Here is a 12,973-nt window from a genome sequence, read left to right on the forward strand (position 1 = left end):
CCGCTCCCCTCCTCGTCAGGAATCGCCGTGTCCCACACCTCCGCCGCCACCCCGGCGAGCAGTGCCGCCCCGCGCACCGACGCGCACCGCTTCAGCGCCGTCATCGGCCGCATAGCCGAGGAGATGGCCGCCCGCGACGACCACGGCGCCCCCGCCGACTACATACCGATGCTCGCGGGCGTCGACCCCCGGCGCTTCGGTATGGCCGTCGCGGAGCCGGACGGGACCGTGTACGGGGTCGGGGACTGGCGGCAGCCGTTCTCGACGCAGTCCATCTCCAAGGTGTTCGCCCTGGCCCTGGCGCTCTCCCTGGACGGCGAGCGGATCTGGCGGGGCGTGGGACGCGAGCCGTCGGGCAACCCCTTCAACTCGCTGGTGCAGCTGGAGTACGAGAACGGGATCCCCCGTAACCCGTTCATCAACGCGGGCGCGCTGGTGGTGACCGACCGGCTCCAGGCGCTGACCGGGGACGCGGCCCGGCAGGTGCGGGAGCTGCTGCGTACGGAGAGCGGCAACCCCGCCATCGACTTCGTCCCGGAGGTCGCCGCGTCCGAGGCGGCCCACGGTGACCGCAACGCCGCGCTGGCCCACTTCATGTCCTCCTACGGCAACATCACGCTCCCCGTCCCCGAACTGCTCGCCGCCTACTTCCGGCAGTGCTCGATCGAGGCATCGTGCGCGGATCTGGCTCTCTCGGCCGGGTTCCTCGCCCGGCGAGGAGTCCGGGCCGACGGGTCCGCGCTGCTGACCCGCAGCCAGGCGAAGCAGGTCAACGCGGTGATGCTCACCTGCGGGACGTACGACGCGGCAGGGGAGTTCGCCTACCGGGTGGGGCTGCCGGGCAAGAGCGGCGTCGGCGGCGGGATCATCGCCATCGTGCCCGGGGAGTGCACCCTGTGCGTGTGGAGCCCGGGGCTCGACCGGCGCGGCAACTCGGTGGCGGGCGTGGCGGCGCTCGACCGGTTCACCACGCTCACGGGCCTGTCCGTCTTCTGAAGCGGCCTCAGTGGCCTCAGCGGCCTCCGACGAAGGCTCCGGCGCGGGGTCATGCGTACCGCGCCGAATCGGTGGAACCGCCCCCACGCCCAGCGGAATGACCATAAAGTCGCTCTGCCACGCCCATCTGCGTGGTTTCACCGAAAGAATCCTCCATGGAGGCATTTGATGGCTGAAAAGCTCAATCGGCCCCGGCTTCGGGGCATGCGGGCCCGCCGAGCGTTACTCGTCGCGACGGCTCTGCTCGTGGGAGCGCTGGTCCCGCTCGGCGAAGCACCGGCCGATGCGGCCCCGGCGGCACCCGTAGCCCCGGCCGCCCCCACCGCTCCGGCCGCCGCCGCTTCCACCGGAGGCCCGGTCGTGGCCACCGGGACGAACGGCGGGGCACTGGTCCTCGTACGCGGTGCGGACGGCATCGTCCACCGGCGCGCCCACAACCCGGACAAGAACACCTGGAGCGCCTGGGAGAGCACGGGCGGCAAGGCCGCCGGTGACCCGGTGACCGCCCGCAACCTCAACAAGCGGACCGTCGTGTTCGTACGGCGTGACAGCGGGCGCCTCTGGTACCAGAGACAGCAGGCCGACGGGGCGTGGAGCGAGTGGAGCGACCTCGGGACCCCTCCGGGCACCACCGCCGCCGGAGCCCCGGCCGTCGTCGCCAACGACAACACGTACAGCAGCCCCGCCCCGAACAAGGAAGGGGTCGTCCGGGGCAACACCGACGGGCGGCTGGAACTCTTCGTCCGAGGGGCCGACAACCGGATCTGGCACCGCGTCCAGAAGGCGCCCAACGGGACGAGCTGGAGCGGCTGGGAGGCGCTGCCGGGCGAGTGGAGCGGCAACCCGACCGCCGCGGTCGCGGGGAACGGCCGCATCAGCGTCTTCGCCCGCAAGTCCGACGGGCGCCTGCGCGTGACGGCGCAGAAGGCCCCGGGCACGCCCGACGATCTGCTGCCCGAGAACAACTGGGCGCCCTGGCAGGAGATCGGGACCGGGTACACCGGCAACGTCTCCGTGGCCCTCAACAACCGTAAGAAGGGCACGTTCCTCCAGGTCTTCGGCAACCGCGGCGAGAACGGGCTCTGGACCGTCACCCAGTCCGCGCCCGGCACGGCGCAGAACCCGACCGGGACCTGGGCCACGGACAGCGCACAGCGGATCGGCCCCGCCACACCCGGCCGGCCCGTCGTCATCGCCCACAGCGACGGCCGCCTCGCCGTCCACAGCATCAACGCCGACGGTTACGTCGCCTACCGGACGCAGACCAGCTCCTCCACCCAGGCCGCCCCGAACGGGATCTGGGCCGCCGGCTGGAAGCCCCTCGGGGACCAGAAGGTCGACTCCGTCGCGGTGCGCTCCGCGCCGCAGGGCACGACCACCGCGTTCGACGTGTTCGCCATCGGCAGGGGCACGACCACGCTCCACCAGCGGTCCCGGCTGTCCGCCGGTACGGGCGACGGCAGCCGCGAGGACGTCTGGCTCGACTGGGCCGACCTCTCCCCGGTCGGCGAGGGCCCGTGCTCCGGTCCCGGCTCGCTGGAGTGCCTGAACATCGAGAACGCCGACCTGGGTCTGGTCCTGGGCCTGGAGAACTCGCTCAAGCCCGACAGCAACGTCACCCGCGACCCGCAGCGCAACCAGCCGGGGCAGAAGTGGGCGTTGAAGAGGACGGACGACCCGCGCGGCGCGGTCACCATCGTCAACCAGACCAAGGACAGGTGCCTCGACGAGGACGACGACCTCGTCTCGCCCTACCACCTCGTGATCGCCCCGTGCGATCCGGAGCGGAAGGAGCAGATGTGGTACATCGAGCCGGTGCTGCCGAAGGGCTCCGACGCCGGGAAGGACACCGCGTCCACGTTCCGCCTGCGCCACCGCGCGGACCCCGACGGCTGTCTGACCGCGCTGGCGGAGGACGTCTGGCCGCACACCGCGAGGAAGGTGGAGCTGATCGACTGCGACACCGAAGCGAAGAACGACCACAACACCTGGCGGTTCGGCAACAAGTCCCTGATTCCGGGGGAGGTGACGGCCACCGCGCCCGGCGTTCTGGACATCGTCCTCCAGCAGGCCGCCAAGCGGTGCGCCGAGGACCCGGAAACCAACACGTGCGAGTTCGTCGAGCTGGAGACACCGAAGGCGTACCAGGCCGCCGGGGGGTGCGTGGCCGGTCAGGTGCTCTACAACCAGAGCCCCGACCGGGACGCGCAGTACTACATCAGCTGGGCGCACACGACCGGCACGCAGTTCTCCTTCGGCCGGACCGTGGGCGTCTCGATCGAGTTCCTGTCGACTGAGTTCAGCCTGAACTTCACCTGGTTGCAGGAGAGCACCAAGACCGAACAGGTACAGACCCCCGTGCCGCCGAAGCAGTTCGGCTGGGTGGAGATCTCACCGGTCCTGCGCGAGACGATCGGGTACTGGAGGATCACCCTGGACGGCCACAAGTGGACCGTCCCCGGCCACAACGTCTCGTACGCCAAGAACGGCACGAACGGCGTGGACACCTACCTCGTCCCGCGTACGTCGGACACTCCGCCGCAGAGCGAACACTGCGACTGAGGCGGCACGGCACTGAAGCGGACGTTCCGGGGAGCTCCGGCTTCCCGGAACGTCCGCGCACACGTCCGCGCACCCGTCCGCGCACACGTCCGCGCATACGTCCGTACGTGCGACAGTTGGCGAGCGCGCTCGAACAGGGGCGGGCAAGGGGCTCGGCCTGGCCGGCAGCGCGGCGCTGGTCCTGGGCGCAGTGCTCCGTATCCCTGGTGGCGGACGGGACGACTAGGACGTACGGGGTGACTGGGGCGTACGAGTCCAGAACTGGCGCGGCGAGAAGCCCTCGCGCCGCAGCCAGTGCTCCGTGTAGACGATCCGCTCGGCCTCGATCACGACCAGCGGACCCGACTGAGGCTCGTCCAGCGAACGGGACCGCTCGACGTGATCGGACTGCCAGCGGAACGCCGGCCAGTAGTGCGCGAAGTCGGGGTCGTCCTCGGCCAGCACACGGGCCCGCCCGAAGAGTTGAGCCCCTCGGCTGCTGGCCTGCCCGACGAGCGGGGCGAAGATTCCCACCGACACGCGGGGGTCGGCGGCGAGGTTCCGCATCTTCGGGGAACCGGGGGCGGTGCTGAACATCACCGCGAAGTCGAGGTGGTAGTAGCGCACCGGCGTCGCGAGGGGGCCTTCCGGTCCTGCCGTCGCGAGCACGCACATGTTCTGCGTCGACAGCAGGTTGAGAATGCGTTCTTCCAGCCGCTCGCGATCGAGCCGCCTCTTCGGCGCCGGTCCGGCCAGCCACGGGTTGGTCACAGGCATGGGCGAGTGTCTCATGCCCGGATCGCGGCGCTCTCCATCTGCCCCTGCCGCGTTACGACTTCAAGGCAACGAGACGGTACTGCGGGTCCGGGCGGGCCGTGTCCTGGCCCGGTAGTGCGGCGAGCCGTCGACGCACCTCGGCCACCCGGTCCTGGGGTGCGTGCGTGCACCAGGAGATGTGGCCCGCGTCGATCGCCTCGCGCCATCTGCGGGGGCTGCGGCCCTGTCCCGTACCGGGGAACACCGTCCGGCCGGCCACTCTCAGCCCCAGCTCCGCCGCCCGGTCGAGCACCCAGGCGGACCGGTCGGGCACCCGGGGCGCGTACGCGCGGCGCAGGTCCGCCGTGACCTGGGCGATGTCGCTGTCCTCGACGAAGTACGCGTCGTTCTTGTCGACCGTGGTGATCAGCACCCCGCCGGGCCGCAGCACCCTGGCCGCCTCGGTCAGTACGGGCGTCGGGTCCGGGAGCAGATGCAGCAGCCATACGATCACGACGGCGTCCACCGCCCTCGACGCGAAGGGCAGTGCCGTGGCGTCGCCGCGTACGACGCCTCCCGGCAACCGGCGTGCGGCGAGGCCCAGCATCCCCGGTGAACGGTCGACACCGACCACCGTCCGCTCCGGACGCGGCAGCCGCTCGGTCACGATGCCCGTGCCGCACGCGATGTCCAGGACCACGCAAGGCCCTTGCGGCAGCAGCCGCTCCACCGCGTCCGCCGCGGCCCGGGCCCTCGGCTCCCCGCCTCGGGTCGCGTCGTAGTGCCGGGCCTCGTCGTCGTAGTCGAGCATGCGTCTGTCCCGTCCCGGCGTCTCGTGTGCCTTGTGCCTCACCGGTTGGTGGGGTGGCCCAGTTGCTCGGCCTCCCGCTCGACCGGCGCGTCCCGAGCCGGGCCGGACGGGGATGGCGATCTCAGCCGCTCCCGGAGGTACGCCACGGCCCCGAGACGGTTTGTGAACTCTGGGAGCCAGGAGCAGGGTACCTGTACGTCCACGGGGGAGCGGGTCTCCGGGACCGCGCGGACCGCGCGGACCGCCAGGATCAGGCCCACCACCGTCACCGGCACGTTCACGAGCAACGCCTACCGGCAGAGGCAAAGCGCGCATACGTGAGGGCCAGGCGCGGGAATAATCCGTCTCGGGCCCTCATGGATGGTGCCCCTCCTGCTCTCAGCGCTCGGCGGAGGCCCCGAGCTGCTTGATCTTTTCGAAGGGAAGGGGTGGCCGCCGACGATCCCGATGATCAGGGCGTACCCGGCGAAGGCCGCGAGCCCCCAGGTGGAGATCGCCTTGCCGCCACCTCCGCGGCCCACTCCTGCGTCCTGGCTCCGCCCCGCCGGGCCCGCCCGGCCCGCCACCCGTCCGGCGTACGCGACAATGGAGCAATGACCACGCTCGCCCCCGCCCTCCCGCAGCTCCGTATCGGCCCGCACACCGTGCAGCCGCCGGTCGTGCTGGCCCCGATGGCCGGTATCACCAACGCCCCCTTCCGGACGCTGTGCCGGGAGTTCTCCGCGGGCAAGGGGCTGTTCGTCAGCGAGATGATCACCACGCGGGCGCTGGTCGAGCGCAACGAGAAGACCATGCAGCTCATCCACTTCGACGCGACCGAGACCCCGCGCTCGATCCAGCTGTACGGAGTGGACCCGGTCACCGTCGGCAAGGCCGTCCGCATGATCGTGGACGAGGATCTCGCCGACCACATCGACCTCAACTTCGGGTGCCCCGTTCCCAAGGTCACCCGCAAGGGCGGCGGCTCCGCGCTCCCGTACAAGCGGCCCCTGCTGCGGGCGATCCTCCGGGAAGCCGTCTCGGGCGCCGGGGACCTCCCCGTCACCATCAAGATGCGCAAGGGCATCGACGACGACCACCTCACGTTCCTCGACGCCGGGCGCATCGCCGTCGAGGAGGGCGTGACCGCCGTCGCCCTGCACGGGCGCACCACCGCCCAGCACTACGGCGGCACCGCCGACTGGGACGCCATCGCCCGGCTCAAGGAGCACGTCCCGGAGATTCCCGTTCTCGGGAATGGGGACATCTGGTGTGCCGACGACGCCCTGCGGATGATGCGCGAGACCGGGTGCGACGGGGTCGTCGTCGGGCGCGGATGCCTCGGGCGGCCCTGGCTCTTCGCCGATCTGGTCAGCGCCATGGAGGGACGTACGGAGCGGCACGCGCCCACCCTGCGCGAGGTCGCGGATGTCATGGTGCGCCACGCGACGCTGCTGGGGGAGTGGATCGGCGACGAGGCGCGGGGCGTCATCGACTTTCGTAAGCACGTCGCCTGGTATCTGAAGGGCTTCGCGGTCGGCTCCGAGATGCGCAAGAAGCTCGCCATCACCTCCTCGCTGGAGGAGCTGGGCGGCCAGCTGCACGAGCTGGACCTCGACCAGCCCTGGCCCGACGGCGCCGACGGGCCCCGCGGCCGGACCTCCGGCAACAACCGGGTCGTCCTCCCGGACGGCTGGCTCAAGGACCCGTACGACTGCGCCGGCGTCAGCGCCGACGCCGAGCTGGACACCTCCGGCGGCTGAAGCGGTCCCGTACGCCACACCGGGCCACTGGGTCACGGGCCCCGGCGGCCCGATCCCCCTGCCGTACGCTCCCGGGGCTGAACCACCGAAGGCCCGGGCTCACCCCGCCACCCCCGGCCCCGCCCGCCGCTCCAACGGTGCCGCCGACGCGCTGTTCATCACGTTGAAGACCACGCTGCCCGCCCGGTAGCGGTCGTCCGTCCACTCGATGGCCCGGCCCGCCGCCGTGTACGTCAGGTGGCGCTGGCGCAGCAGCGGGCTCGCCCGGCGGATCCGTAGCAGCCGGGCGTCCTCGCTGCCCGCCGCCACCGCGTCGATCAGGTGCTCGCCGTAGTGCGCCACGATGTCCGCGTGTTCCGCGATGCTGTCCATGATCGAGACGCAGTCCTCGGGCAGCGCGCGGACCACCGGGGCCACCCAGTCCGCGTACACCGTCCGCTCCACCATCACCGGCTCGCCGTCCAGGTGCCGCAGCCGCAGTACGTACAGGATCTCGGCGCCCGGCTCGGTGTCCAGGCGGGCCGCCTCCTCGTCGGTCGCGGGGCGCGTCGTGCGGGTCAGGATGCGGCTGGAGACCTCGCAGCCCATCGCCCGCGCCCACTGCGCGAAGCTGTTGAGCTGCTCGAAGCTCTGCCGGCGCTCCTGGCGCAGGACCACCCTGCGTGCCCCCTGCCGGGAGCCGATCAGGCCCTCGGACGCCAGCAGCGCCACCGCCTGGCGGACCGTGCCGCGCGAGGCCTCCCACCGTGCGGCGAGGTCGCTCTCGGACGGCAGCCGGGAGCCCGGCGGGTGGACGCCGCTCCGGATCGCCTGCCGCAGCGACTCGGCGATCTCCTCGTAGCGTGAACGGCCCACGCGCCCCCCGTCGGTCAGTACCCCCGAGCTGTGCACAGGTGCGTGTCCGGGGCATGGATCTGGTCTCAGCTTAACCCTCCCTCCGTACGCCGCCCCGCACGGCTTCCGTATCTACCACAACCCCGATATCACCGGCTTTCCTCTTCCTCGGCTCTTGCGGCACCGGTCATCGGACGTTAACTCCCCGGACACCTGAGCCGGGCGAACTGATGCCAGCTTGTATGAACAAGTGGCCCTCACTTCGCACCCGGGAGACACACCGTGCACAGAGCCCGACCCCGCCCCCGTACACGCGCCACCGGCCGTGCCGTTGCCGCTCTCGCCCTCTCCACCGCCGCCCTCACCGCTCTCACCGCGTGCGGCGCCGCGCCCGAGGAGAAGGCCGCCACCGGAGTGAACGGGGTGAAGTCCACCGAGGCCACCTCGGTCGCCGACTTCGGCGGGATGGAGAAGCTGGTCGCCGCCGCCGAGAAGGAGGGCGAGCTGAACGTCATCGCCCTGCCGCCGGACTGGGCGAACTACGGCGAGATCATCAAGGCCTTCCAGGCCAAGTACAAGGTGAAGATCAAGAGCGAGACCCCGGACGCCTCCAGCTCCGACGAGATAGCCGCCGTCAAGTCCCGCAAGGGCCAGAAGCGCGCCCCCGACGTCCTCGACCTCGGCATCGCCTTCGCCCGCAGCGGCGCCGCCGAGAACCTCTTCGCCCCGTACAAGGTCACCGCCTGGGACAAGATCCCCGACAGCCAGAAGGAGGCCGACGGCCGCTGGTACAACGACTACGGCGGCTACGTCTCCATCGGCTGCGACGCCGCCCGCATCAAGAACTGCCCCGAGACCTTCGCGGACCTGCTCAAGCCCGAGTACAAGGGCAAGGTCGCTCTCAACGGCAACCCGACCAAGTCCGGCTCCGCGTTCGGCGGCGTGTACGCGGCCGCCCTCGCCAACAAGGGCTCGTTCGGCGACATCCAGCCCGGCATCGACTTCTTCGGCAAGCTGAAGAAGAGCGGCAACTTCATCCCCGTCGAGTCCACCCCGGCCACCGTCGAGAAGGGCGAGACGCCCATCAGCATCGACTGGGACTACCTGAACGCCGGGTACGCCGACCAGTTCAAGGGCAAGGGCGTCGACTGGAAGGTCTCTGTGCCGGCCGACGGCGTGTACGCCCAGTTCTACTCGCAGGCCATCAACAAGGACGCCCCGCACCCGGCCGCCGCCCGCCTCTGGATGGAGTACCTCTACAGCGCCGAGGGCCAGAACCTCTGGCTCAAGGGGTACGCCCGCCCCGTGCTGCTGCCCGCCATGACCGAGGACGGCACCGCAGACAAGGGCTTCGTCGCCAAGCTGCCCAAGGTCGAGGGCACCCCGTCGTTCCCCTCCTCCGACGAGCTGGACAAGGCCAACGCCACGCTCGCCGAGAACTGGGACAAGGCCGTCTCCTGATGACCGTCCCGCACCCGTCCGCCGCCCCGGGTCCCGGGGCGGCCGCCGCGCAGGGCGGCGGCCGTGTCCGCCGCCGCCCGTCCCGCGTCTGGCTCGGCGCGCTCCCGCTGCTCGTCTTCGCCGGACTCTGCTTCGGACTGCCCGCCGGCGCCCTCCTGTACGGGGCCGTCACCCGCACCGATCCGGTCGCCGGGACCACCGAGTTCACCGGTGACCATCTCGCGCGCTCGCTCCAGGGGCCCTACCTCACCTCGCTCACCGGCAGCGTCCAGCTCTCCGCGCTGACCGCGGCGCTCGCCACCGTGCTCGGGGTGCTGATCGCCCAGGCCGTCGTCACCTCCCGGCGCGGCGCCCTGCGCGGCGCGGTCCTCACCGCCTCCGGGGTCCTCGCCAACTTCGGCGGGATCCCGCTCGCCTTCGCCTTCGTCGCCACCCTCGGCATCTCCGGGGTCGTCACGGAGCTCGGGCACCTGGACGCCCTCGGCTGGAACCTCTACTCCTTCACCGGGCTCACCGTCATCTACCTCTACTTCCTCGTCCCGCTCATGGTCCTCGTCGTCGTCCCCGCGCTCGACGGGCTGCGCCCGCAGTGGCGGGAGGCCGCGCTCAGCACCGGGGCCTCCACCTGGCAGTTCTGGCGCCACGTCGGCCTGCCGGTCCTCGCGCCCTCGCTGCTCGGCGGGTTCGTCCTGCTCTTCGGCAGCGCCTTCGCCGCCCACGCCACGGCCGCCGCCCTGGTCGGCGGCTCCGTCCCGCTGGTCACCCTGAAGATCGCCGACGCGCTCTCGGGCAACGTCCTGGTCGGCCAGGAGAACGTGGCCCTGGCGCTGAGCCTCGACATGATCGTGATCGCCGGACTGGTGATGGCGGTCTACCTGCCCCTCCAGCGACGGAGTTCCCGATGGCTGCGCTGACCCCCCTCTCCACGGACCCCGCCTCCACGGACCCTGTTTCCACGGGAGCCGTGCCCGTTACGGTCCGGCGCCGCCGGCCCCGTTACTGGCGCGGGGCCGTGCTCACCGTCGCCGGGCTGTACTTCCTCACCCCGCTGATCTCCTCGTTCGTCTTCACCGTCCACGTCCCGGGGCAGGGCCTCACCTTCGCCGCGTACAGCGGGATCCTGTCGGCCGACGGCTTCACCGAGAGCCTGTTCCTCTCGCTCTCCCTCGCCGCAGCCACGATCGCGCTCGCCCTGCTGCTCGTCGTGCCCGCCCTCGTCGCGGTCCGGCTCGGGCCGCCCCGGCTGCGCGCCGTCGTCGAGATCGTCTGCATGCTGCCGCTGGTGGTGCCGCCGATCGCGCTGGTCACCGGGATCGCCACCGTGCTGCGCTGGGGGCCCGACCACTTCTCCCGCACCCCGCTCTACCAGACCTTCCTCGCCGTGCAGAACGAGTCGTTCCCGGTGGTGCTGGTCCTCGCCTACACCGTGCTGGCGCTGCCGTTCGTGCACCGCTCGCTGGACGCGGGGCTCCGCGCGGTCGACGTGCCGACGCTGGTGGAGGCGGCCCGGAACTGCGGGGCCGGACGGCTGTACGTGATCCTCCGCGTCATCCTGCCCAACCTGCGCTCCTCGCTCGCCGGGGCCTCCTTCCTCACCCTGGCGCTGGTGCTCGGCGAGTACACCGTCGCCTCGCTGCTGGGCTTCCGCCCGTTCGCGGTGTGGATCGTCTCCGTCTCCGGCGCCGAGGCCCGGATGTCGGTCGCGGTGTCCCTGCTCTCCCTGCTGATCACCTGGGCCCTGCTGCTCGTCCTCTCCCGCGCCGGAAGCGGCCCGTCCGCCGGTGTCCCGGCCGCCGGTTCCGCATCGGGAGCCGCCGCCTCCGGAGCCGCCGCTTCAGGAGCCGCCTCCGGACCCGCCATCACCGCGTCCGCCGCCCCCACCCCCGTACCCGGCAAGGAGTAGCCGCCCATGTCCGCCCTGCCCGTCCCGCCCACCACCGCCACCGCCGACCGCCTGCCCGATCCGGCGCGGGCCGCCGGGGGCGCGCCGGCCGCCGCCGGAGCCCGGGTGGAGTTCCGCTCGCTGCGCCGGGCGTTCGGCCCGACCGTCGCCCTCGACGGGCTCGACCTCACCGCCGAACCCGGTGAACTGCTCGCCCTCCTCGGCCCCTCCGGCTGCGGCAAGACCACCGCGCTGCGGGTGCTCGCCGGGTTCGAGCAGCCGGACTCCGGCGAGGTCCTGGTCGACGGCGAGGACATCACCCGTATCCCCGCCAACCGGCGCGACGCCGGCATGGTCTTCCAGTCCTACAGCCTCTTCCCGCACCTGAACGCCCGCGACAACGTGGCCTTCGGTCTGCGCGTACGGAAGGTGTCCGCCGCCGAGCGGCACGCCACCGCCGCCGAACTCCTCGACCTGGTCGGGCTGCCCGACCACGGCGGCCGCTTCCCGCACCAGATGTCCGGCGGCCAGCAGCAGCGCGTCGCCCTGGCCCGCGCGCTCGCCCTGCGCCCCCGGGTGCTGCTGCTGGACGAGCCGCTCTCGGCGCTCGACGCCAAGGTCCGGCTCACCCTCCGCGAGGAGATCCGCCGCCTTCAGCTCTCGCTCGGGATCACCACCATCTTCGTCACCCACGACCAGGAGGAGGCCCTCTCCATGGCCGACCGGGTCGCCGTCCTCAACGCGGGCCGCCTGGAGCAGTGCGCGCCCCCGGCCGAGCTGTACGAACGCCCCGCCACCGCGTTCGTCGCCGAGTTCGTCGGCACCATGAACCGGCTGCCGGGCCGCCTGACCGGCACCGGTTCCGTCGAGGTCGCCGGCTGCACCCTGCCGGTGCTGCCCGCCGACGGCGAGGTCCCGGCGGGCAGCGGGCCCGTCGAGGTGCTGATCCGGCCCGAGGGCGTCCGCGTCGAGGCCGACCCCGAGGGCACGGCCACCGTCGTCTCCGCGTCGTTCCTCGGCTCGGTCACCCGGGTCCTGCTCGACCTCCCGGACGGCGTGGCGGTCAAGGCCGACCTGCCGTCCCGGGACGCCGCCGACCTGCTGCCCGGCGTACGTGCCCGGGTCACGCCCGTACCGCGCCCGGTGCTGGTCGTCCCGGCCGTCCCCGTGACGGACGAGCCGGCCGGGAAGGCGGCGACGGCATGAGCGCGCCCGCCGCCGTGCTGTTCGACATGGACGGCACCCTCGTCGACACCGAGGTGCTCTGGTGGGAGACGGCCCGCGAGGTCGCCGCCGGGCTCGGCCACCGGCTCACCGACGCGGACGCGCCCGAAGTCGTCGGCCGGGCCGTCGCGGACACCGCCGCTCATCTGATCGCGGTGACGGGCGGAACGGCGGACAGGCTGCCCGCCGTCGCCGCCGAGCTGACCGGCTCCTTCCAGCGCAAGGTCGACGCGGGCGCCCCGCTGCGCCCCGGGGCCGCCGCCCTGCTGACCGCACTGGAGCGGCACCGGGTGCCGTTCGCCCTGGTCAGCGCCTCACCCCGGAGCGTCGTGGACGCGGTGGTGGCGGGGGCGCTGGCCAAGGCCGCCTTCGCCTTCACGCTCTCGGCCGACGACACCGTACGGACCAAGCCGCATCCCGATCCGTACATGGCGGCCGCGACCCGGTTCGGGGTCCCGGCCTCGGCCTGCGTCGCCGTCGAGGACTCCCCGGACGGCGCGGCATCCGCGCACGCCGCGGGGTGTGCCGTGCTGGTGGTGCCCTCGCTGCTGCCGGTCGATCCCGCGCGGGGGAGGACCTTCGCCCGTAGCCTGGAAGAGGTGGATCTCGGGGTGCTCAGCGACTGCCTGAGGCGTCCCCGGGCGTCCGGATCCTGAAATCCGGGGTCCGAATCGGGCGTGATTCACGCCACCCTTGATCGGGGTTGCGCTCAGATGAGCGGAAAGT

At 72.1% G+C, this 12,973-nt stretch carries 11 protein-coding genes; 8 read left to right on the forward strand and 3 right to left on the reverse strand.

Annotated features, from left to right (window positions below):
• Positions 1-27: 27 nt before the first annotated feature.
• Positions 28-996 carry a glutaminase gene (locus A3Q37_RS18200; RefSeq protein ID WP_065485737.1) on the forward strand — a complete coding sequence of 323 codons (969 nt, stop codon included), beginning with the start codon at positions 28-30 and terminating at the stop codon, positions 994-996.
• Between the two features lie 168 nt (positions 997-1,164).
• Positions 1,165-3,558, forward strand: coding sequence for a ricin-type beta-trefoil lectin domain protein (locus tag A3Q37_RS18205; RefSeq protein WP_255311851.1), 2,394 nt, complete (start codon positions 1,165-1,167; stop codon positions 3,556-3,558).
• 222 nt (positions 3,559-3,780) lie between these two features.
• On the opposite strand, the gene A3Q37_RS18210 is transcribed toward A3Q37_RS18205, so the two are convergent.
• A complete protein-coding gene (locus tag A3Q37_RS18210) occupies positions 3,781-4,314 on the reverse strand; it encodes a pyridoxamine 5'-phosphate oxidase family protein (RefSeq protein WP_065485743.1) in 534 nt (177 codons plus the stop codon).
• A 52-nt stretch (positions 4,315-4,366) separates the two neighbouring features.
• Positions 4,367-5,104, reverse strand: coding sequence for a class I SAM-dependent methyltransferase (locus tag A3Q37_RS18215; RefSeq protein ID WP_065485745.1), 738 nt, complete (start codon positions 5,102-5,104; stop codon positions 4,367-4,369).
• 593 nt (positions 5,105-5,697) lie between these two features.
• Between A3Q37_RS18215 and dusB the strand changes: the two genes are divergently transcribed.
• Positions 5,698-6,846: a tRNA dihydrouridine synthase DusB gene (gene dusB / locus A3Q37_RS18225; RefSeq protein ID WP_065485751.1), complete on the forward strand. Its 1,149-nt coding sequence runs from the start codon at positions 5,698-5,700 to the stop codon at positions 6,844-6,846.
• Positions 6,847-6,945: 99 nt separating this feature from the next.
• Here the strand turns inward: dusB and A3Q37_RS18230 are convergent, their stop codons facing one another.
• The gene (locus tag A3Q37_RS18230; protein WP_065485893.1) at positions 6,946-7,701 is read right to left on the reverse strand and encodes a GntR family transcriptional regulator; all 756 of its coding nucleotides are present in this window, start codon (positions 7,699-7,701) and stop codon (positions 6,946-6,948) included.
• Positions 7,702-7,962: 261 nt separating this feature from the next.
• On the opposite strand from A3Q37_RS18230, the gene A3Q37_RS18235 reads away from it, so the two are divergent.
• The 5 genes from A3Q37_RS18235 to A3Q37_RS18255 are packed head-to-tail and all read left to right on the forward strand — an operon-like array spanning position 7,963 to position 12,903.
• Positions 7,963-9,141, forward strand: a complete 1,179-nt coding sequence (locus A3Q37_RS18235) for an ABC transporter substrate-binding protein (protein ID WP_065485756.1) — start codon at positions 7,963-7,965, stop codon at positions 9,139-9,141.
• Complete coding sequence (locus A3Q37_RS18240) at positions 9,141-10,055, forward strand: ABC transporter permease subunit (protein ID WP_065485759.1); 915 nt, start codon at positions 9,141-9,143, stop codon at positions 10,053-10,055. The genes A3Q37_RS18235 and A3Q37_RS18240 overlap by 1 nt, the downstream gene beginning before the upstream one ends.
• On the forward strand, positions 10,043-11,044 hold the full coding sequence (locus tag A3Q37_RS18245) for an ABC transporter permease (RefSeq protein WP_065485761.1): 1,002 nt from the start codon (positions 10,043-10,045) through the stop codon (positions 11,042-11,044). Before A3Q37_RS18240 ends, A3Q37_RS18245 begins: the two co-directional genes overlap by 13 nt.
• 6 nt (positions 11,045-11,050) lie before the next feature.
• Positions 11,051-12,229, forward strand: a complete 1,179-nt coding sequence (locus A3Q37_RS18250) for an ABC transporter ATP-binding protein (RefSeq protein WP_065485762.1) — start codon at positions 11,051-11,053, stop codon at positions 12,227-12,229.
• Complete coding sequence (locus tag A3Q37_RS18255; protein WP_065485763.1) at positions 12,226-12,903, forward strand: HAD family phosphatase; 678 nt, start codon at positions 12,226-12,228, stop codon at positions 12,901-12,903. The genes A3Q37_RS18250 and A3Q37_RS18255 overlap by 4 nt, the downstream gene beginning before the upstream one ends.
• Positions 12,904-12,973: the final 70 nt, after the last annotated feature.

It is taken from the genome of Streptomyces sp. PTY087I2 (genome assembly GCF_001687325.1).
Classification (GTDB): Bacteria; Actinomycetota; Actinomycetes; order Streptomycetales; family Streptomycetaceae; genus Streptomyces.

Excerpts from the sequence above, each read along its gene's own strand:
- A3Q37_RS18205 (WP_255311851.1), top strand. The coding sequence starts at position 1,165 with ATGGCTGAAAAGCTCAATCGGCCCCGGCTTCGGGGCATGCGGGCCCGC.
- A3Q37_RS18210 (WP_065485743.1), bottom strand. The coding sequence starts at position 4,314 with ATGCCTGTGACCAACCCGTGGCTGGCCGGACCGGCGCCGAAGAGGCGG.
- A3Q37_RS18215 (WP_065485745.1), bottom strand. The coding sequence starts at position 5,104 with ATGCTCGACTACGACGACGAGGCCCGGCACTACGACGCGACCCGAGGC.
- dusB (WP_065485751.1), top strand. The coding sequence starts at position 5,698 with ATGACCACGCTCGCCCCCGCCCTCCCGCAGCTCCGTATCGGCCCGCAC.
- A3Q37_RS18240 (WP_065485759.1), top strand. The coding sequence starts at position 9,141 with ATGACCGTCCCGCACCCGTCCGCCGCCCCGGGTCCCGGGGCGGCCGCC.
- A3Q37_RS18245 (WP_065485761.1), top strand. The coding sequence starts at position 10,043 with ATGGCTGCGCTGACCCCCCTCTCCACGGACCCCGCCTCCACGGACCCT.
- A3Q37_RS18250 (WP_065485762.1), top strand. The coding sequence starts at position 11,051 with ATGTCCGCCCTGCCCGTCCCGCCCACCACCGCCACCGCCGACCGCCTG.
- A3Q37_RS18255 (WP_065485763.1), top strand. The coding sequence starts at position 12,226 with ATGAGCGCGCCCGCCGCCGTGCTGTTCGACATGGACGGCACCCTCGTC.